Raw genomic sequence first — 20,377 nt, forward strand, 5'->3', positions numbered from 1 at the left:
CAATTCGGACCAGTGGTCGATCTCGCCTACACTCGGAGCCGTGCCACGTGGTGACGGTCGACTCAATCACGATCTGCTTCCCGGCGAGAAAGGCCCCCAGGACGCTTGCGGCGTCTTCGGTGTCTGGGCCCCGGGTGAAGAGGTCGCAAAGCTCACGTACTTCGGGCTCTACGCCCTCCAGCATCGGGGCCAGGAATCCGCGGGAATCGCGGTCAGTAACGGCTCCCAGATCCTCGTCTTCAAGGACATGGGCCTGGTCTCCCAGGTCTTCGACGAGACCTCTCTCGGATCGCTCCAGGGTCACATCGCAGTGGGCCACGCCCGCTACTCGACCACCGGTGCCTCCGTCTGGGAGAACGCGCAGCCGACGTTCCGTGCCACCGCGCACGGCTCCATCGCGCTCGGCCACAACGGCAACCTGGTCAACACGGCCCAGCTCGCCGAGATGGTCGCCGACCTGCCCAAGCAGGAGGGCGGCCGCACCCCGCGCGTCGCGGCCACCAACGACACCGACCTGCTCACCGCGCTGCTCGCGGCCCAGGTCGACGAGGACGGCAAGCCGCTGACCATCGAGGAGGCGGCCCACACGGTCCTTCCGCAGGTCAAGGGCGCCTTCAGTCTCGTCTTCATGGACGAGAACACCCTGTACGCCGCCCGTGACCCGCAGGGCATCCGCCCGCTGGTCCTCGGCCGCCTGGAGCGCGGCTGGGTCGTCGCCTCCGAGTCCGCCGCCCTCGACATCTGCGGCGCCAGCTACGTCCGTGAGGTAGAGCCGGGCGAGTTCATCGCCATCGACGAGAACGGCCTGCGCACCTCACGATTCGCGGAAGCAAAGCCCAAGGGCTGTGTCTTCGAGTACGTGTACCTGGCCCGCCCGGACACCGACATCGCCGGCCGGAACGTGTACCTCTCCCGTGTGGAGATGGGCCGCAAGCTCGCGAAGGAAGCCCCGGTCGACGCCGACCTGGTCATAGCGACCCCGGAATCCGGCACCCCGGCCGCCATCGGCTACGCGGAGGCGAGCGGCATCCCGTTCGGTGCGGGTCTCGTGAAGAACGCGTACGTCGGACGTACGTTCATCCAGCCCTCGCAGACCATCCGCCAGCTCGGCATCCGTCTGAAGCTGAACCCGCTGAAGGAAGTCATCAAGGGCAAGCGCCTGGTGGTCGTGGACGACTCGATCGTGCGCGGCAACACCCAGCGGGCCCTGGTCCGCATGCTCCGCGAGGCGGGAGCGGCCGAGGTCCACATCCGGATCTCCTCTCCCCCCGTGAAGTGGCCCTGCTTCTTCGGCATCGACTTCGCCACCCGCGCCGAGCTGATCGCCAACGGCATGTCCATCGACGAGATCGGCACCTCGCTCGGGGCCGACTCGCTCTCCTACATCTCCATCGACGGCATGATCGAGGCGACCACCATCGCCAAGCCGAACCTGTGCCGCGCCTGCTTCGACGGCGAGTACCCGATGGATCTCCCGGACCCCGAGCTGCTCGGCAAGCAGCTGCTGGAGACGGAGCTGGCCGCTGGCCCGGCCGCCACGGCCGCGGCCGACGCGATCCGCCGCCCGTAGACGGCCCGTGCTGTGCTCTTTTAAGAAACGCCTGCCGTACGACACGAAGGTTCTCTACTGCCATGTCTGAGACAACTGGTGCCAGCTACGCAGCAGCGGGCGTCGACATCGAAGCGGGCGACCGCGCGGTCGAGCTGATGAAGGAGTGGGTGAAGAAGACCCAGCGCCCCGAGGTCCTCGGCGGCCTCGGCGGTTTCGCCGGCCTCTTCGACGCCTCCGCCCTCAAGCGCTACGAGCGCCCCCTGCTCGCCTCCGCCACCGACGGTGTCGGAACCAAGGTCGACATCGCCCGCCAGATGGGCGTCTACGACACGATCGGCCACGACCTGGTCGCGATGGTCATGGACGACATCGTGGTGTGCGGCGCCGAGCCGCTGTTCATGACCGACTACATCTGCGTCGGCAAGGTCCACCCCGAGCGGGTCGCCGCGATCGTCAAGGGCATCGCCGAGGGCTGTGTGCTTGCCGGCTGCGCCCTGGTCGGCGGCGAGACGGCCGAGCACCCGGGTCTGCTGGGCGAGAACGACTTCGACGTGGCCGGCGCCGGCACGGGTGTCGTGGAGGCCGACCGGCTGCTGGGCCCGGATCGCATCCGTACGGGTGACGCGGTGATCGCCATGGCGGCATCCGGCCTTCACTCGAACGGGTACTCGCTGGTCCGGCACGTCCTGCTGAACCAGGGCGGCCTCGCCCTGGACGCGCAGATCGACGAGCTCGGCCGCCCCCTCGGCGAGGAACTGCTGGAGCCCACCAAGATCTACTCGCTGGACTGCCTGGCCCTCACCCGCACCACGGACGTGCACGCGTTCAGCCACATCACGGGCGGCGGCCTCGCGGCGAACCTGGCCCGGGTGATCCCGGACGACCTGCACGCGATCGTCGACCGCTCCACCTGGACGCCGGCCCCGATCTTCGACCTCGTCGGCCGGACCGGTCAGGTCGAGCGCCTGGAGCTGGAGAAGACGCTGAACATGGGCGTCGGCATGATCGCGATCGTGCCCGAGGAGTCCACGGACGCGGCGCTGGAGACGCTGGCCGACCGTGGCGTGGACGCCTGGGTCGCCGGCGAGATCACGGACAGGGGCGACCACGAGACGGGCGCGGCCCTCGTCGGTACGTACTCAAAGTAGACACGCCCGGGGCTGAAGCCCTGCAAGCAGCACAGAACCCGGTCGGCGACCGAAGTCACCGACCGGGTGGGTGCTCAATACAAGGTCAAGCTCCGCGACGTTGCTGTGAGGGATCGCCGTCCTCGTCCTCGTCGTCGTCCTCATAGAGGTCCGCATAACGGGAGTACAAGTCGTCGTCATCCTGCTCATCGTCCTCGAACGGTTCGCCGTTCGGCGACTGGTTCGACGGCGATGCGCCCAGCTCGTCAGCCAGGCGTGAGAGATCCGTCCCACCGCTGTTGTACTTCAGCTGGCGGGCGACCTTCGTCTGCTTGGCCTTGGCCCGGCCGCGCCCCATGGCTCGACCCCCTTAACGACGGGGCTCGACGGCCCCAGAGTCTGACACGCGTTCATGATCCAGAACGGACTCTCCGTGGAGAGGCCGGTCCGTAGGGCTTCCACGGTACCTGAGCCCGCGCCCATACGGTACGTCGCCCGCAGCACGCGCGTGTGCACAGGACCTTCGAGGTGCCCTGTCCTCGCTGGTCAACCGCGATTTTAACCACTTATCGGCGGTCGACCCGCCGGTAGAAGTGAGAGTTCTCTCCAACTGCCCACCGGCGGGTACCGCTCAAACCCTTTTCAGGGCTTCCGGATGATCCATTGCCCCCGGATCAGAGCGTCGTGCGTGCCTCCGCCATCCGCTGTTCGGCGATCCGGTCGGCCGCGGCGGCCGGCGGAATCCCGTCCGTCTTCGCACGTGCGAATATGGCCAGCGTGGTGTCGTAGATCTTCGCGGCCTTCGCCTTGCACCGCTCGAAGTCGAAACCATGCAGCTCGTCGGCGACCTGGATGACACCGCCGGCGTTCACCACGTAGTCGGGCGCGTAGAGGATCCCGCGGTCGGCGAGGTCCTTCTCGACGCCCGGGTGGGCGAGCTGGTTGTTGGCCGCGCCGCACACCACCGAGGCGGTCAGCGCCGGCACGGTGTCGTCGTTCAGGGCTCCGCCGAGCGCGCAGGGGGCGTAGATGTCGAGGCCCTCGGCCCGGATCAGGGTCGCGGTGTCGGCGACGGCCGTCACACCTTCCGGGTGCGCGGCGAGGATCCGGCCGACGGCCTCCTCGCGCACGTCCGTGATGACGACCTCGGCGCCTTCCGCCCGCAGGTGCTCCACCAGGTGGTGGCCGACCTTGCCGACGCCCGCGATGCCGACCTTGCGGCCGCGCAGCGACGGGTCGCCCCACTGGTGCTGGGCCGAGGCGCGCATGCCCTGGTAGACGCCGAAGGCGGTGAGCACGGAGGAGTCGCCCGCGCCGCCGTTCTGCGGGGAGCGCCCGGTGGTCCAGCGGCACTCGCGGGCCACAACGTCCATGTCGGCGACGTACGTACCGACGTCGCACGCGGTGACGTAGCGGCCGCCCAGCGAGGCCACGAACCGGCCGTAGGCCAGCAGCAGCTCGTCGGACTTGATCTTCTCCGGGTCGCCGATGATCACGGCCTTGCCGCCGCCGTGGCCGAGACCGGCCATGGCGTTCTTGTACGACATCCCGCGCGCGAGGTTCAGCGCGTCGGCGACGGCCTCTTCCTCGGTCGCGTACGGGTAGAAGCGCGTGCCGCCGAGGGCGGGGCCCAGAGCGGTGGAGTGGATGGCGATGACGGCCTTGAGGCCGCTGGCGCGGTCCTGGCAGAGCACGACTTGCTCATGACCCCCCTGGTCCGAGTGGAACAGGGTGTGCAGGACGCCGTGTGTTACGTCGGTCACTGTGGTGACTCCTGAGTACGGTGCGGCGATTGGAGCGAGCTCCCGTACGGGTGGCGGGAGAGCTGTTGAGCATGAGATTAAACCCGCCGGCGCCCGTCCAACCCGCAGTGCTCAGGATCACCTACTCCCGGAGTACACCCGTGCGACGATTTGCATAGTTTTCCCGCACGTTTGTGAGCGGGTTTCGCAGGTTTCCCTGGCAGACGGCGGGGGAGGGAGCAGGCGTGCCCAAGGTGTCCTCGGTGATCGTCCCGTACGCGACCTATCTGCGGGTGTACGAACCACTGGCCGCCTTCCCGGAACCGGAGCGCGACCACTGGGCCCGCTATGCCCGCCGTGCCGACCGCCCCTCGTACCAGGACGAACTGCGCCGCTCGCTGGCCGACTTGCTGCCCACTCCGCCCATCCCGGTGCCGGTGCACGAGAGCGGCGACGCCTTCGTGCTTGAGGCCGAGGGCGTGCTGTGCGTGTGCCCGTGGCGCACGCGGCTGCGCGGCTGGCAGGCCCTGGAAGAGCTCGGCGACGAGTTGCCGGGGCCCGTTCTGGACGCGGTGCTGCCGGAGGTCGTACGGCGCCAGGCGGCCCAGGACTACGAGCGCTGGCTGGCCCGCAACCCGGACGCCAGGCCGTGGATCCGCACGTCGACGTGGCAGGTGCCGCTGCACTGGTTCGTGCTGGTGTCGGACGGGGAGCGGCGTTTCGACAAGGGCTCGGGCGACATTCCCCCGATGCTGCGCTACCGGACGCCGATGGTGCAGGCGCGGCGGCGGGTGGCGCGGGCCCTGCGGACGCTGAAGGACGCCATCGACGAAGGGCCCCTCATCGACGGCCTGGTGGACGTCGGACGCTGGCTGGAGGAGTTCCATCCGCGCTCGCTGGTCGAGCTGGACTACGGCGGCCTCGTGCACACCCTGTCGGCCGGTGAGCTGGAGGACGACCACTCGGCGGCGGACGTGGCCGACGGCATCGACGCGCTGCGGCGCGGCGACGGGGCGGCCGCGGGGACGGCCTACGGACGGCTGGTGGAGCGCTGGCGGTCGGTACGGGACCGGCGTTCCGCCAACTGAGCGGTCCGGGTGAGAAGTCATGACTGGTGTGACGTAACGAACTGTGTGATGTAACGAACTGGCGTTTGACGAAACGCCCGTTTTGGGGTTTCGTGCTCGCTCTGGGGTTCCTGATGTCTCGTCAGCATGGGACGTAGGCCCCGATCCGGGCGTACTGCGCGAAGGATGCGTCAATGCGCGTAAGCGTGACGGACCGCACTTACGCGGCTCTTGCGCCCCTAACCCCTCCTCGTGCCAAAATAGGACAAGGAGTCCGGGGAGGACTCTCGCTCGACATTGCACGCTTTGGGGGGTCTTGGGACTCCTGCACGCCACTGTGACTGATCGTCACAGGGGCGTGACTGTCCGCTATGGCATGGTCCATCGGCTTCCGTCGCTGATGAACACCTGGAGGGGCAATTCCATCGGTTTGGCCGACGCGGCTGGACAGATGGTGTAGTTGTAGTGCCGAGGACAAGCCGTTCGTCCTATAACCGACTCGACTCGCGTCCGCCATTTCGGGCAACGCGGGTCAAGGTGCAGAATTTAGAGGAAAGAACCGAGAAGGTTCGGTTCTCCCGAGGAGGCCGCTCATGACCGCTCGCACCCCTGATGCCGAGCCGCTGCTGACCCCGGCTGAGGTCGCCACCATGTTCCGCGTCGACCCCAAGACGGTCACGCGGTGGGCGAAGGCCGGGAAGCTTACTTCGATCCGTACGCTCGGCGGGCACCGCCGCTACCGCGAGGCGGAGGTCCGTGCATTGCTCGCGGGCATCCCGCAGCAGCGCAGCGAGGCCTGAACAACTTCATAACCGGGCAAAACGGCAGTTCCCCCAACCGTCGTGGCGCCCGACCCCTAGCTCCAAGCGACGCGGGTTCTGCCCCAACAGAGCCCACGCCCAGGCCAATCAGAGCACTTCAGGCACGCAACAAGGGTGCGTCGTGGATCGCGCTGGACTCCGCCGAGTCCAGCGCGATCTTTTTTGTGCGCAGTATGTGTGCCGGCAGGTGGTCCTGTGGGCAGCCTTGTCGGAGTCTGGGGAGGCGCGTCGGATCTCCTGTGGACTCGCCCCGAGGGTCACTCAGTGTGCACCCGGCGATCGCCGGAAGCTGGTGCAATTGCACATATTAAATTGACCAGTTGTAGGCGAGGCGTAAGTACCAAGCTTCCCGAAACTCATGCGGTGACACCCGTCACATGGCGCGGTGCTTGTTGCCTCTGGCCCATGTGCGCTAATGGGGCACACGGCTTCCAGCGCCCCATGACGGGGCGGCAGTTGAGGTTGCCCAGGTCACGCCGAGGACGTGGCCTCGTCCTCGGCGACTTCCACGGGGGGCGGAGCCGGCAGGGTGGGGCGAGGGGCGGGGTGCGGGGCGGAAGCCATCGCCAGGCGCAACAGGTGATGGCAGATCGGGCAGTGCCGAGTGAGATGTCGCGGATAGCAGGAGGCGGCCGACAGGTGCGCACGGAGCAACGCCCGCGTCTCGTGCCTAGTCGATGCCGCCATACGCCACCTCCAGGGGCCACGCCGGGAAGAGCCCTGATTTCTGGGTACCGAGCGAATGTGACTCCGTCAAGGTGGCGGGGGGCTCCCCGGCCACCGGGTGACGCCGAACCGACGCCGGAACACGAAGAAGGCCCGCGTCCCTGGTGGGATGCGGGCCGATCTCGTTCACTGCGGTCCTGACGGGATTTGCTGTACTCGATTGCGGCTGCGCCGCGGGCGCGGCCTCCACCTTGGCAGGGCGGGAGGTGGGTGGTGGGGATGAAGAAAGGCCCGCGTCCCTGGCGGGATGCGGGCCGATCTCGTTCACTGCGGTCCTGACGGGATTTGAACCCGCGGCCTCCACCTTGACAGGGTGGCGAGCACTCCAAACTGCTCCACAGGACCAGGTTTCGCTGCGCGATTCGTGCGTTGCGCTGCGAGAAGAGACTGTACAGGAGGGTGAGCCCACTGGTCGAACTCACCCTGCGTGCACAGGCCGTTACGGCGCAAGCGCGTCGATCGCCTTCACGATCCGCTTGTCCGAGATCGGGTACGCCGTGCCGAGCGCGTGCGCGAAATAGCTGACGCGGAGCTCCTCCAGCATCCAGCGGACGTCCAGCACCTGCGAAGGGACCGGACGGCCCTGCGGCATCTGCTCCAGCAGCCAGGCGTACTCGTCCTGCATCTCGTGGACCTTCTCCATACGCGTCGTGTCGCGCTGGACGTTCGTCGGCATCTGCTGGAGGCGGCGGTCCACCGCGATCAGGTACCGCATGAGGTCGGGCAGGCGGCGCAGTCCCGCCTGCGTCACGAAACCGGGCTTCACCAGGGCGTCCACCTGCTTGCGGACGTCTGTGAGGTTCGCAAGCAGGACAGGGCTTCGTACGGCCTTCAGACGACGCTCAGCGGCCTGCCAGGCGGCCAGCACCTGCTGCACCTGGCCCACCGCACGGACCGTCGTGTCGACGATCTCGGCGCGGACCTTGTCGTACAGCTTCCGGTACGACTCCTCGTCCCACACCGGCCCCCCGAAGTCACCGATCAGCTTGTCCGCCGCTGCCATCGCGCAGTCGTCGAAGAGAGCCTGGATCGAGCCGTGGGGGTTGGCGGACAGGGCCAGCTTCTGGGCGTTCGTCAGCTTCTCGGACGCGAACTTCGCCGGGTTGACCGGAATGTTGCGCACGATCAGGCGGCGGGTGCCCTTCCACATCGCCTCCGCCTGCTCCGCCTCCGTGTCGAAGAGCCGGACCGAGACCGTGTCGCCGTCATCCACCAGCGCCGGGTACGCCTTGACCGGCTGGCCGGCGCGGCGGGTCTCGAAGACGCGGGTCAGCGTGCCGATGGTCCAGTCGGTCAGGCCCTTGCGTTCCAGGGACTCACCGCCCTGACGGGAGGCGGTTGCCGCCGCGGCCTGCGAGAGGGCCTGCCGCGCCTTCGGCTTCAGACGGAGCCTGAGGGTCTCCAGGTCCTTGTCCTCCGCCAGCTTTCGGCGCCGCTCGTCGATGATCCGGAACGTGATGCGCAGATGGTCGGGGACCTTCGACCAGTCGAAGTCGTCGGCGGCGAAGGGAACTCCGACCATGCGCTTCAGCTCGCGCGCCATGGTCACCGTCAGCGGTTCCTGCAGCGGCACCGCCGCATCCAGGAAGCGCTTCGCGAAGTTCGGCGCCGGTACGTAGTGGCGGCGGATCGGCTTCGGCAGGGAGCGGATCAGCTCCGTCACCAGCTCCTCCCGCAGCCCCGGGATCTGCCAGTCGAAGCCCTCGTCCGTGACCTGGTTGAGGACCTGGAGCGGGACGTGGACCGTCACGCCGTCCGCGTCCGCGCCCGGCTCGAACTGGTACGTGACACGGAACTTCAGCTGCCCCTGCCGCCACGCGTCGGGATAGTCGGCCTTCGTGACCGCCTCGGCCGACTCCCGGATGAGCATCGCGCGCTCGAAGTCCAGGTACTCCGGCTCCTCGTGCCGCTTGTGCTTCCACCAGGAGTCGAAGTGGGCACCGGAAACCACATGGTCGGGCACCCGCTGGTCGTAGAAGTCGAACAGCGTGTCGTCGTCCACGACGATGTCCCGGCGCCGCGCCCGGTGCTCCAACTCCTCGACCTCGCTGAGGAGTTTGCGGTTGTCGGCGAAGAACTTGTGGTGTGTGCGCCAGTCGCCCTCGACCAGGGCATTGCGGATGAACAGCTCCCGGCTGGTCTCCGGGTCGATACGGCCGTAGTTGACCTTGCGCTGGGCGATGATCGGGACGCCGTACAGCGTGACCTTCTCGTACGCCATCACCGCGGCCTGGTCCTTCTCCCAGTGCGGCTCCGAGTACGTGCGCTTGAGCAGGTGCTCCGCCAGCGGCTCGACCCACTCGGGCTCGATCTTCGCGTTGACTCGGGCCCAGAGGCGCGAGGTCTCCACGAGCTCGGCGGACATCACGAAGCGCGGGGGCTTCTTGAAGAGGGCCGAGCCGGGGAACACCGCGAACTTGGCGCTGCGGGCGCCCAGATACTCGTTCTTCGCGCCGTCCTTCACGTCCTTCATGCCGACGTGCGACAGCAGGCCGGCGAGGAGGGAGACATGCACGCGGTCGGCGGGGGCGTCGTCCTCGTTGAGGTGGATGCCCATCTGCTTGGCGACGGTACGCAGCTGCGAGTAGATGTCCTGCCATTCGCGGATGCGCAGGAAGTTCAGGTACTCCTGCTTGCACATCCGCCGGAACGACGACGAGCCCCGCTCGCGCTGCTGTTCACGGACGTAACGCCACAGGTTCAGATACGCGAGGAAGTCGCTCGTCTCGTCCCGGAAGCGGGCGTGCTGCTGGTCGGCCTGGGTCTGCTTGTCGGCCGGGCGCTCGCGCGGATCCTGGATGGACAGCGCCGCCGCTATGACCATGACCTCGCGGACACAGCCGTTCTTGTCGGCCTCCAGGACCATCCGGGCCAGCCGCGGGTCGACGGGCAGCTGAGCGAGCTTGCGGCCGGTGTCCGTGAGCCGCTTGCGCGCGTCCTTCTGCGCCGGATCCAGCGCACCGAGCTCCTGGAGGAGCTGCACGCCGTCGCGGATGTTGCGGTGGTCCGGCGGATCGATGAACGGGAACTTCTCGATGTCGCCCAGGCCGGCCGCGGTCATCTGCAGGATGACGGACGCCAGATTCGTACGGAGGATCTCCGCGTCCGTGAACTCCGGGCGGGCGACGAAGTCGTCCTCGGAGTACAGCCGGATGCAGATACCGTCGCTCGTCCGGCCGCAGCGGCCCTTGCGCTGGTTGGCGCTGGCCTGGGAGACCGGCTCGATGGGCAGCCGCTGCACCTTCGTGCGATGGCTGTACCGGCTGATCCGGGCGAAGCCGGGGTCGATGACGTACTTGATGCCCGGAACGGTCAGCGACGTCTCCGCGACGTTGGTCGCCAGAACGATCCTGCGGCCGGTGTGCGGCTGGAAGACGCGGTGCTGCTCGGCATGGGAGAGCCGGGCGTAGAGCGGCAGGATCTCCGTGAAGCGGTACTGCTTCTTGGTGAGCGCGTCCGCCGTGTCCCGGATCTCCCGCTCCCCGGAGAGAAAGACGAGGATGTCGCCCTTCCCCTCCCCCATCAGCTCTTCCACCGCGTCCGTGATCGCGGTGATCTGGTCGCGGTCGGCGTCCTCGGAGTCCTCCTCCAGGAGCGGCCGATAGCGCACCTCCACCGGATACGTCCGGCCGCTGACCTCGATGATCGGCGCGTCACCGAAGTGCCGGGAGAAACGCTCCGGATCGATGGTGGCCGAGGTGATGACGACCTTCAGATCCGGCCGCTTCGGCAGCAGCTGGGCCAGATAGCCGAGCAGGAAGTCGATGTTCAGGGACCGCTCGTGGGCCTCGTCGATGATGATCGTGTCGTAGGCGCGCAACTCGCGGTCGGTCTGGATCTCGGCCAGCAGGATGCCGTCCGTCATGAGCTTGAGGAAGGTCGCCTCCGGGCTCACCTGGTCGGTGAACCGCACCTTCCAGCCGACGGCCTCGCCCAGCGGCGTGTCGAGCTCCTCGGCCACGCGCTCCGCGACGGTACGGGCGGCGATACGGCGGGGCTGGGTGTGCCCGATCATGCCGCGGACGCCGCGCCCCAGCTCCATGCAGATCTTGGGGATCTGCGTGGTCTTGCCGGACCCCGTCTCACCGGCGACGATCACGACCTGGTGATCACGGATGGCGGCCGCGATGTCGTCCTTCTTCTGGCTGACCGGCAGCTGCTCGGGATACGTGACCGCAGGCACCCGGGCCCGTCGGCCGGCGATCCGCTCCTCGCCCTTGGCGATCTCCGCCTCGATCTCGGCGAGCACGGCGTCCCGCGCCTCCGGCTTACGAATCTTGCGCGCACCTTCGAGCCGCCGCCCGAGCCGCTGCGCATCACGCAGGGACAACTCGGTCAGACGGGGGGCGAGGGCGCCCAGGGCGGGGGCGGGGTGCGTAGACATACGCGATCCAGGATCTCATCCCACCGAAATCCGTGGCGAACGCTTTTGTCCGTGGCGCCTGGCGGCGGGTTGGGGCAGGACGTGCGAAAGCCCCCGCCGAGTGATCGGCGAGGGCTTTCCGTTGTGGCTGGGGCCGGGGTCGAACCGGCGACCTATCGCTTTTCAGGCGATCGCTCGTACCAACTGAGCTACCCAGCCGTGAGGGCTCTTGCGAAGCCTCACAGCGGTCCTGACGGGATTTGAACCCGCGGCCTCCACCTTGACAGGGTGGCGAGCACTCCAAACTGCTCCACAGGACCATGCGATGCGTACGACAGTGTCGCACACCGTACTGCGTGCCCCCAACGGGATTCGAACCCGTGCTACCGCCTTGAAAGGGCGGCGTCCTAGGCCGCTAGACGATGAGGGCTATCGGCCCGCCTGGGCGCTTCTCAGCGCGTCGGGGACGTGAGAAGCATATGGGATGGCGGGAGGTATCGCCAAAACGGTTTACGGGGCGGGGGTGGGGGCCGTCGGGGACGTCGTCGCGGATTCGGTGGCGCCCGGTTGGTTCTCCTCCACCAGGTGGCGCCTCACCTCCGCGGTCGTCAGGCCGAGGCCGCCGAGTTCGATCTCGTCCCAGGCCTGGAGGCGGCGGGTCTCGCGGTCGAAGTAGAGGATCGAGGTCTGGATGGGGTCGGGGTGCTTGCCCTCGATGGCGCGCAGGCCGCTGCCGCCGGTGGAGCCTTCGATACGCAGGCGGGTGCCGTAGGGGAGGAGCTCCATTTCCGGGTGGTGGATGTGGCCGGCCAGGGCGAGGGGGACCTCGCCGTCGGTCTGGCGGGCGGCCAGGGGTTCGTGGGCGACGGCGACGTCGACGGGGGTCCCGGCGGTCGTCTGGTCGCGCAGGGCGGTGGCCAGCCGGGCGCCCGCCAGTTCGTTCGCGGCGTCGCCGCCGGGGACCTGGGAGCGGTCCGGGGTGAACTGGGGGTCGCCGATGCCGGCGAAGCGCAGGCCGGCGATGGTCTTCGCCTTGCCTTCGTCGAGGACGTGGACGTTCTTGAGGTCTTCGAGGTAGCGCTGGGTGAGGCGGGAGTCGTGGTTGCCGCGGACCCAGACGTAGGGGGCGCCGAGGTCCTCGATGGGGTCGAGGAAGCCGTTCTCGGCGGCGGTGCCGTGGTCCATGGTGTCGCCGGAGTCGACGATGACGTTGACCTTGTACTGGTCGACGAGCGAGCCGATGATCTTCCAGCTCGCCGGGTTGAGGTGGATGTCGGAGACGTGCAGGACGCGGATGGTGGTGGGGTCCGGCGCGTAGGCGGGGAGCGTGGAGGTGGCGTCGTAGAGCTTGGTGACGTTCGTGACCAGGCGGGCCAACTCCTTTTGGTAGACGTCGAATTCGGTGACGATGCTGCGGGCGTTGCCGACCAGGGACGGGGCGGAGGAGAGCAGTCCTGAGAACTTCGGTTCCAGGACCGACTCCGGGTTCCAGGTGGCGTACGCCGTGCCGCCTGAGGCGGCCAGGAGGGTGAGGGCGAGGCCGCCGGCGGCGAGGGCGCGGCGGGGGCGGCGGTAGACGGCGAGACCGAGGGCGGTGGCGCCGGTGACGACGGCGACGCAGCTGCGCAGGGCCAGGTCGACGGTGCCGTGGGTGACGTCCTGGGTGACTTCGTCCTGGAGGCCGGAGAGGCGTTCGGGGTGGTCCACGAGGGCCTGGGAGCGGACGGGGTCGAGCTGGTCGACGTTGACGTCCAGGCGGACCGGGGCGATGTGGCTGTCGAGTTGGAGGGCGCCGAGGGGGGAGACGTTGATCTTTGTGCCGCCGGTGAGGGAGGGGCGCAGGGTCATCGTCGTGTTCATGGGGCCGACGGGGGCGCGGACGTTGCCGACGATCAGCAGGCCGAGCCAGGTGCCGATGAGGACGACGATGACCAGGCCGACGGCGCGGGTCCACGGGTGGGGCTGGGTGACGAGTTCCGGGGTGGGGCCGGGGCGGCGGGTGGCGTAGCGGCGGGCGAGGGCGCGCGGGGCCCTGGGGAGGGGTCCGACAGCTTTCCTGAACGCGGCGGGGACGCGGGCCATTGGTCCCGTATGCCCAAGTGCCGTGGCGGATATGCGGGGCCGTTGGCGGCTCCTTCCTGGCTGGTTCGTGCCTGACAATGGGCGTGTGCTGGAGATGACGCGCGAGGAGTTCGAGGAACTGGTCGCCGAGGCGCTGGACCGGATTCCGCCGGAGTTGACGCGGCTGATGGACAACGTCGCGGTGTTCGTCGAGGACGAACCGCCGGCGGACGATCCCGAGCTGCTCGGGTTGTACGAGGGGACTCCGCTGACCGATCGCGGGGAGTGGTACGCCGGGGTGCTGCCGGACCGGATCACGATCTACCGGGGGCCGACGCTGCGGATGTGTGAGTCGCGGGAGGAGGTCGTGGCCGAGACCGAGGTGACGGTGGTGCATGAGATCGCGCATCACTTCGGGATCGACGACGAGCGGTTGCATGCGCTCGGGTACGGGTGAGGCGGCTCCGGGGTCTTTCGGTGCCGGGGTCGTGTCGCAGTGGTGCGGGCGCGTGTCCTCTTGTGGGCGGCGGGAGTTGGGCAGGTTGACTTCTTCGCCCGCCCCTGGAGGTGGCTCCCGTGCGCCCCTTGTACGTACCTGTCCGTCTGGCTGCCACGGTGATGGCCGTCGCCGCTGCCGCCGGCTGTATGAGTGTGGGTGACGACGGTGGTGGCGGGGGCGCCAAGCCGTCCCATTCGGCGGGGGAGCGGGGTGGTGAGGCGCCCGACGGGGGTGCGGCGGTGTCGGGGGGCGGGTCCGGGTTCGGGGCGCATGCGGACGACGGCAAGCGGGCGAAGGGGAAGGGCAAGGGAAAGGGTGGGGACAAGGGCGCCGAGTCGGGTTCTCCGTCGGCCTCGTCGTCCGCGGATGCGAGTGCGTCCGCTCCTGCCGGTGGCAGGCCGCCGGTGAAGCCGGGGCAGAGCGAGAAGCCGGGTCCCACGCGTACGGCTGAGCCGACGCCCACCCGGCCGGCGGATCCGGAACCGACGCCGACGGAGCAGCCGACGTCCGTCACGCCTACGCCCACCGTGGCCGAGCCGTCGTCGTCGGCGCATGAGGAGACGGGGCCGCAGTTGGCTCAGCGGGAGCCCGCGCCGGCTGCGGGGGCGCCTGCGTGAGGTAGGGCCTGCGTGAGGCAGGGCCTGCGGGGGTCGAGGGGGCAGGGCACGTGAGGGTGCCTACGGCCGGGGCGAGTGACGTTGCCTACAGGGTTGACGGCTGGTTTGCGCTGGGGGGCTGGGGGTGCGTATGGTGGTAGATCGTTTGATCCCATTTGCCCGGCGCCACTGCAGAGCGCGCCGTGTGGCGCGTACTCTCCCTTGCCGTGGCGGACCGCATTGAGGCGGTCGATTGCGAATCACGGAGTTGACGGGCGCGTGCCGACGAGACTCCGGAAGGTTTCGCATACGCATGTCCATTTCCAGTACTGATCACGTCGTCATGCCCGAGGACGCTGAGAACGCCGTCGTCGAGGAGGCCCCCGAGGCCACCTTCGCGGACCTCGGTCTCCCCGAGGGCGTCGTGCGCAAGCTTGCGCAGAACGGCGTGACCACCCCCTTCCCGATCCAGGCCGCGACCATCCCGGACGCCCTGGCCGGCAAGGACATCCTGGGCCGCGGTCGCACCGGCTCCGGCAAGACCCTGTCGTTCGGTCTCCCGACGCTGGCCCGCCTCTCCGGCGGCCGCACCGAGAAGCACCGTCCGCGCGCCGTCATCCTCACCCCGACCCGTGAGCTCGCGATGCAGGTCGCGGACGCTCTCCAGCCGTACGGCGACCAGCTCGGCCTGAAGATGAAGGTCGTCTGCGGCGGTACGTCGATGGGGAACCAGATCTACGCCCTGGAGCGCGGTGTGGACGTGCTGGTGGCCACCCCGGGCCGCCTGCGCGACATCATCAACCGCGGCGCCTGCTCGCTGCAGGACGTCGAGGTCGCCGTTCTCGACGAGGCCGACCAGATGTCCGACCTGGGCTTCCTGCCCGAGGTCACCGAGCTGCTCGACCAGGTCCCGGCCGGCGGTCAGCGCATGCTCTTCTCCGCGACCATGGAGAACGAGATCAAGACCCTCGTCGACCGGTATCTGAAGGACCCGGTCCTGCACGAGGTCGACGCCGCGCAGGGTGCCGTGACGACCATGTCGCACCACATCCTGATCGTGAAGCCCAAGGACAAGGCGCCGGTCACCGCCGCGATCGCCTCCCGCAAGGGCCGCACCATCATCTTCGTCCGCACCCAGCTGGGCGCCGACCGTGTCGCCGAGCAGCTGCGCGACGCCGGTGCGAAGGCGGACGCGCTGCACGGCGGTATGACGCAGGGTGCGCGGACCCGGACGCTGGCCGACTTCAAGGACGGTTACGTCAACGTCCTCGTCGCCACGGATGTCGCCGCGCGCGGTATCCACGTCGACGGCATCGACCTCGTGCTGAACGTGGACCCGGCCGGTGACCACAAGGACTACCTGCACCGCGCGGGCCGTACGGCGCGTGCGGGGCGGACCGGTTCGGTCGTCTCCCTCTCGCTGCCGCACCAGCGGCGCCAGATCTTCCGGCTGATGGAGGACGCGGGCGTCGACGCCTCGCGCCACATCATCCAGGGCGGTGCCGCCTTCGACCCGGAGGTCGCCGAGATCACCGGCGCCCGTTCGATGACCGAGGTGCAGGCGGAGTCGGCGGGCAACGCCGCTCAGCAGGCCGAGCGTGAGGTCGCCCAGCTCACCAAGCAGCTGGAGCGGGCGCAGCGGCGTGCCGTCGAGCTGCGTGAGGAGTCCGACCGGCTCGTCGCCCGCGCGGCGCGCGAGCGCGGTGAGGACCCCGAGGCTGCGGTGGCCGAGGCGCAGGCCGCGGCGGTCGAAGCCGTCGAGGCGGTCGTGCCGGAGCAGCCGGCGGCGCAGGACGTCGACCGGGCCGAGCGTACGGAGTCTTCGGCGCCGTACGAGCGTCGTGAGCGGCGGGACGACCGGGGCGGGTTCAACCGCGACCGTGACCGTTCCTTCGACCGTGACCGTGGCGGCCGTTCCTTCGAGCGCCGTGACAACGACCGTGGTGGGTTCAACCGCGACCGTGACCGCGGCGGCGACCGTGGCTTCGAGCGTCGGGACCGGGACGGCGACCGTGGCGGCTTCCGTCGTGACGACCGCGGTGACCGTGGTGGCGAGCGTGGCGGCCGTTCTTTCGACCGTGACCGTGGCAGCCGTTCCTTCGAGCGCCGTGACAACGACCGTGGCGGCTTCCGTCGTGACGACCGCGGTGACCGTGGTGGCGACCGTGGCGGCCGTTCTTTCGACCGTGACCGTGGCAGCCGTCCGTTCGAGCGCCGTGACAACGACCGCGGCGGCTTCCGTCGTGACGACCGGCCGGCGGCCGGGCGTCCCTTCGAGCGTCGTGACGAGCGTGGCGGTCACCGTGGCAGCGACCGTCCCTTCAACCGCGACCGTCGCGACGACCGCCCGGGCTTCCGCTCCGGCGGCCACGAGAGGCCGTACGGCCGTCGTGACGAGCACCGTGGCACCGGCGGTTCGTCCTTCGGACGCCGCGAGGACAAGCCGCGCTGGAAGCGCAACGGCTGAGCCTGCTGCATCGGCTGACGCCGTGTGAGGCTCGCTGAGTGAGCATGGAAGGGCCCGTACGACTCGTTCGTACGGGCCCTTCGCGTTGCACCGCGGAGCTGCAAGGGCCTCTTCCAGTCAAGATGTGACGTGTGTCATGCCCCTGGCGAGGGAATCGCAGGGGACATGACAGATGACGCCATAGCGAGCGGGCGGTCCTCCGGGAAGGTCTCGGACGAAGAGCGGCTGGCCCAGCTCGGCTACACGCAGGTTCTCGCCCGCCGCATGTCGGCGTTCTCCAACTACGCGGTCTCCTTCACGATCATCTCGGTGCTGTCGGGCTGTCTGACGCTCTACCTGTTCGGCATGAACACGGGCGGCCCGGCGGTGATCACCTGGGGCTGGGTGGCCGTAGGCCTGATGACCCTCTTCGTCGGCCTCGCCATGGCCGAGATCTGCTCGGCGTATCCGACGTCGGCGGGCCTGTACTTCTGGGCGCACCGGCTCGCGCCGTCGCGTACGGCCGCCGCCTGGGCGTGGTTCACGGGCTGGTTCAACGTCCTGGGCCAGGTGGCGGTGACCGCCGGCATCGACTTCGGGGCGGCGTCGTTCCTGGGCGCGTATCTGAACCTTCAGTTCGGCTTCGAGGTGACCCCGGGCCGCACGATCCTGCTCTTCGCGGGCATCCTCGTCCTGCACGGCCTCCTCAACACCTTCGGCGTGCGCATCGTCGCCCTCCTCAACAGCATCAGCGTGTGGTGGCACGTGCTGGGCGTCGCGGTGATCGTCGGAGCGCTGACCTTCGTACCGGACGAGCACCAGTCGGCGTCCTTCGTGTTCGGCGAGTTCGTGAACAACACCGGCTGGGGCAGCGGGGTGTACGTCGTCCTGGTGGGTCTGCTGATGGCGCAGTACACCTTCACCGGGTACGACGCCTCGGCCCATATGACGGAGGAGACGCACGACGCGTCGACGGCGGGCCCGAAGGGGATCGTGCAGTCGATCTGGACGTCGTGGATAGCGGGTTTCGTTCTCCTGCTGGGCTTCACCTTTGCGATCCAGTCCTACGAGGGTGCCCTCACGTCCCCGACCGGCGCGCCGCCCGCGCAGATCCTGCTGGACGCGTTGGGGGCGACGGCGGGCAAGCTGCTTCTGCTGGTCGTCATCGGGGCGCAGTTGTTCTGCGGGATGGCGTCCGTGACGGCCAACAGCCGTATGATCTACGCCTTTTCACGTGACGGTGCCCTGCCCTTCTCGCACGTGTGGCACACCGTCAGCCCCCGCACCCGGACGCCGGTGGCGGCGGTGTGGCTGGCGGCGGGCGGAGCGCTGGTGCTCGGGCTGCCGTATCTGATCAACGTCACGGCGTACGCGGCGGTGACCTCGATCGCGGTGATCGGCCTCTACATCGCGTACGTCATCCCGACGCTGCTGCGGCTGCGCAAGGGGGACGCCTTCGAGCGCGGACCGTGGCACCTGGGGCGCTGGTCGGGGGTCGTCGGGGTGGTCGCGGTGACGTGGGTCGGTGTGATCACGGTGCTGTTCATGCTGCCGCAGGTGTCCCCGGTGACCTGGGAGACCTTCAACTACGCCCCGGTCGCCGTCCTGGTCGTCCTCGGCTTTGCCGCGACCTGGTGGCTGGCGTCGGCCCGGCACTGGTTCCTCAACCCCGACCACGAGCGCACGATCGCCCGGGACGCGGCCCGTGCGGGGGCGCCCGAACCGGTGGATCCGTAGCACTCCGGCGCGCGCGGGTTCCGCGAGAGCTCCTCCCGCGGCCCTCCGCCACCGCTGACGTGGCCGTGACCCCGATACCCGATCGGATCCACGGCCACGTGCGGCTATGCTCGGGGAGGCAACATCGCCTGGGCCCTTAGCTCAATTGGCAGAGCAGTGGACTTTTAATCCATTGGTTGTGGGTTCGAGTCCCACAGGGCCTACGGTGCGGGTGACGGGGGGTACCCCCTCTGACCTGCTGCGCAGCGCCTGAGACGACTTAAGTTGGCTCGGGCGCTGCTTCGTTTCCGGCCCGAGTTCGGCCCACAAGCGGGCCCTCTGCCGCGGACGTCTCCATGAGCCGTTCGGCAGGCGGTGCGCTCGGTTTCGATGAGCCCGTCCGGGACTGCGGGTCGAGACCGTCGGCGGCGTACCGTGGAGATACCGAGGACATCGCGCATTCCGGCAGTCTTGCCGGGGCGTCCTCGGCGCGAGACGAACCCCGGGCCGCCCGAGCGGACGGTGCGGAGACGGGTCGGCATCATGTACGCCGCGATCACTGCAACTGCGCACCCTGCCCGGGGAGTTGTGAATCCCTGCCGAGGGGCGGGGTGATGGAAGCGCGGCGGCTGGACATCCACCGGCGTGACAAGGGGGAGCGAGCCCTGGTCACGCTCCTGGGTGAGGTGGGGCCGACCACGGCGCCCCTGCTGCGGGCCGCGCTGGAGCAGTGCTTGCGTGACGGCATGACCGTCATCGACGTCGATCTCACCACCGTCGGCTCCTGCGACGCCAAGGGCCTGGACGTGTTCCTGACGACGTCACGCCGTGCCGAGCGGGTGCACGCCGCGCTGCGGCTGCACCATCCGTGCGCGCAGATCACCCGGCTCCTCGCAGTCACCGGCTCCGCTCCCCTGCTCCTCGCGGCCCCGGCCCATGCGGTGCCACCCGCACCGCTCCATGACCTGCTGGACACATCTGCGTCGGTCGGGTCGGCCGGAGGGACACGTGCGTCCGGCTGCCGCGCGGAGGCGCCGGTGGTCAAGGACGGGATACGTCTGCGCCGGCTGAACCGCTGGCAGGCGGAGGGGATGAGAGAAGACATCGCCGACTTGGCCGTGGCACCCGTCGCGGGCTCCTCGGGACGGGCGCACCGAGAGCGGGTCCACTTCCTGTGGCGGCTTGCCGTCAGCGCGCGACGGCCCGGCTTCGTGTTGCTGCTCGCCGAGACGACGGTGCTGGTGGGATGCGGCTTCGGATTTCCGGTGAGCCCCGAGGGCCGCTCCGAGCGAGGGCTGCAGGAGTGCATCGGGCGGCTCGCCGGCGGTACCGGGTTCCTGCTCATCACTCAGGTCGTGGCTCAGCACCAGGGCCAACACCGCGACATCGGCCGCCGCCTGCAGCAGCGTCTGCTGGCCGATCGGCACGCCGCACTCGGGGTCGCCCTGCTGCACCCGGCGGACCGGGCCGGACAAGCCGCTTACGAGTCGTGGGGTTGGCTGAACCGCGGAGAGTTGGTCGGGCTGCCCGGACGGGGCGCTCCTTGCGTGCTGACCCTGTCCCGGGACAGCGGACCTCCGGTGCCTGCCCTTCGGGGCACCGGGCGGGGCCGGGCGTAGTGGCAGAGGTGGTCCGCTCCTCAACGGGCCCGGTCCGGCGGC

The 20,377-nt window shown here is 69.1% G+C and carries 14 protein-coding genes and 5 tRNA genes; 10 read left to right on the forward strand and 9 right to left on the reverse strand.

Going from position 1 to position 20,377, the window contains the following annotated elements; translation table 11 throughout:
* The first annotated feature begins 40 nt into the window (after window positions 1-40).
* Together purF and purM are read left to right on the forward strand one after the other, a co-directional pair.
* Window positions 41-1,570, forward strand: a complete 1,530-nt coding sequence (gene purF, locus ACZ7L5_RS16750; RefSeq protein ID WP_328880682.1) for an amidophosphoribosyltransferase — start codon at window positions 41-43, stop codon at window positions 1,568-1,570.
* A gap of 62 nt (window positions 1,571-1,632) precedes the next feature.
* Window positions 1,633-2,700, forward strand: coding sequence for a phosphoribosylformylglycinamidine cyclo-ligase (gene purM, locus ACZ7L5_RS16755; RefSeq protein ID WP_328880683.1), 1,068 nt, complete (start codon window positions 1,633-1,635; stop codon window positions 2,698-2,700).
* Window positions 2,701-2,785: 85 nt separating this feature from the next.
* On the opposite strand, the gene ACZ7L5_RS16760 is transcribed toward purM, so the two are convergent.
* Entirely contained in the window at window positions 2,786-3,037 is a 252-nt protein-coding gene (locus tag ACZ7L5_RS16760) for a DUF3073 domain-containing protein (RefSeq protein ID WP_328880684.1), read from the reverse strand.
* 316 nt (window positions 3,038-3,353) lie between these two features.
* A complete protein-coding gene (locus ACZ7L5_RS16765) occupies window positions 3,354-4,442 on the reverse strand; it encodes a Leu/Phe/Val dehydrogenase (protein WP_471517292.1) in 1,089 nt (362 codons plus the stop codon).
* Window positions 4,443-4,666: 224 nt separating this feature from the next.
* On the opposite strand from ACZ7L5_RS16765, the gene ACZ7L5_RS16770 reads away from it, so the two are divergent.
* Both ACZ7L5_RS16770 and bldC read left to right on the forward strand, forming a co-directional pair.
* Entirely contained in the window at window positions 4,667-5,509 is an 843-nt protein-coding gene (locus ACZ7L5_RS16770; protein ID WP_471517294.1) for a DUF8083 family protein, read from the forward strand.
* Window positions 5,510-6,081: 572 nt separating this feature from the next.
* Window positions 6,082-6,288 carry a developmental transcriptional regulator BldC gene (bldC, locus tag ACZ7L5_RS16775; RefSeq protein WP_003949541.1) on the forward strand — a complete coding sequence of 69 codons (207 nt, stop codon included), beginning with the start codon at window positions 6,082-6,084 and terminating at the stop codon, window positions 6,286-6,288.
* A 492-nt stretch (window positions 6,289-6,780) separates the two neighbouring features.
* On the opposite strand, the gene ACZ7L5_RS16780 is transcribed toward bldC, so the two are convergent.
* The 7 genes from ACZ7L5_RS16780 to ACZ7L5_RS16810 form a co-directional block, all read right to left on the reverse strand.
* Complete coding sequence (locus ACZ7L5_RS16780; protein ID WP_471517296.1) at window positions 6,781-6,996, reverse strand: DUF6274 family protein; 216 nt, start codon at window positions 6,994-6,996, stop codon at window positions 6,781-6,783.
* Window positions 6,997-7,305: 309 nt separating this feature from the next.
* Window positions 7,306-7,380 (reverse strand) — tRNA-Asp (locus ACZ7L5_RS16785).
* A gap of 94 nt (window positions 7,381-7,474) precedes the next feature.
* Window positions 7,475-11,419, reverse strand: coding sequence for an ATP-dependent RNA helicase HrpA (gene hrpA, locus ACZ7L5_RS16790; protein ID WP_471517298.1), 3,945 nt, complete (start codon window positions 11,417-11,419; stop codon window positions 7,475-7,477).
* A gap of 124 nt (window positions 11,420-11,543) precedes the next feature.
* Window positions 11,544-11,617, reverse strand: a tRNA-Phe gene (locus ACZ7L5_RS16795).
* 26 nt (window positions 11,618-11,643) lie between these two features.
* Window positions 11,644-11,718, reverse strand: a tRNA-Asp gene (locus ACZ7L5_RS16800).
* Window positions 11,719-11,755: 37 nt separating this feature from the next.
* A tRNA-Glu gene (locus ACZ7L5_RS16805) sits at window positions 11,756-11,828 on the reverse strand.
* Between the two features lie 80 nt (window positions 11,829-11,908).
* Complete coding sequence (locus ACZ7L5_RS16810; RefSeq protein WP_471517299.1) at window positions 11,909-13,480, reverse strand: metallophosphoesterase family protein; 1,572 nt, start codon at window positions 13,478-13,480, stop codon at window positions 11,909-11,911.
* Window positions 13,481-13,565: 85 nt separating this feature from the next.
* On the opposite strand from ACZ7L5_RS16810, the gene ACZ7L5_RS16815 reads away from it, so the two are divergent.
* From ACZ7L5_RS16815 to ACZ7L5_RS16840, 6 genes are all read left to right on the forward strand, one after another.
* Window positions 13,566-13,916: a metallopeptidase family protein gene (locus ACZ7L5_RS16815; protein ID WP_328880690.1), complete on the forward strand. Its 351-nt coding sequence runs from the start codon at window positions 13,566-13,568 to the stop codon at window positions 13,914-13,916.
* Window positions 13,917-14,035: 119 nt separating this feature from the next.
* Window positions 14,036-14,575: a hypothetical protein gene (locus ACZ7L5_RS16820; RefSeq protein WP_471517300.1), complete on the forward strand. Its 540-nt coding sequence runs from the start codon at window positions 14,036-14,038 to the stop codon at window positions 14,573-14,575.
* Between the two features lie 292 nt (window positions 14,576-14,867).
* Complete coding sequence (locus ACZ7L5_RS16825) at window positions 14,868-17,021, forward strand: DEAD/DEAH box helicase (RefSeq protein ID WP_471517302.1); 2,154 nt, start codon at window positions 14,868-14,870, stop codon at window positions 17,019-17,021.
* Between the two features lie 165 nt (window positions 17,022-17,186).
* Window positions 17,187-18,737 carry an amino acid permease gene (locus ACZ7L5_RS16830; RefSeq protein WP_471517304.1) on the forward strand — a complete coding sequence of 517 codons (1,551 nt, stop codon included), beginning with the start codon at window positions 17,187-17,189 and terminating at the stop codon, window positions 18,735-18,737.
* A 130-nt stretch (window positions 18,738-18,867) separates the two neighbouring features.
* Window positions 18,868-18,940 (forward strand) — tRNA-Lys (locus ACZ7L5_RS16835).
* A 390-nt stretch (window positions 18,941-19,330) separates the two neighbouring features.
* Window positions 19,331-20,335, forward strand: coding sequence for an STAS domain-containing protein (locus ACZ7L5_RS16840; RefSeq protein WP_471517306.1), 1,005 nt, complete (start codon window positions 19,331-19,333; stop codon window positions 20,333-20,335).
* Window positions 20,336-20,377 lie beyond the last annotated feature (42 nt).

The organism is Streptomyces sp. NPDC107528 (assembly GCF_055639295.1).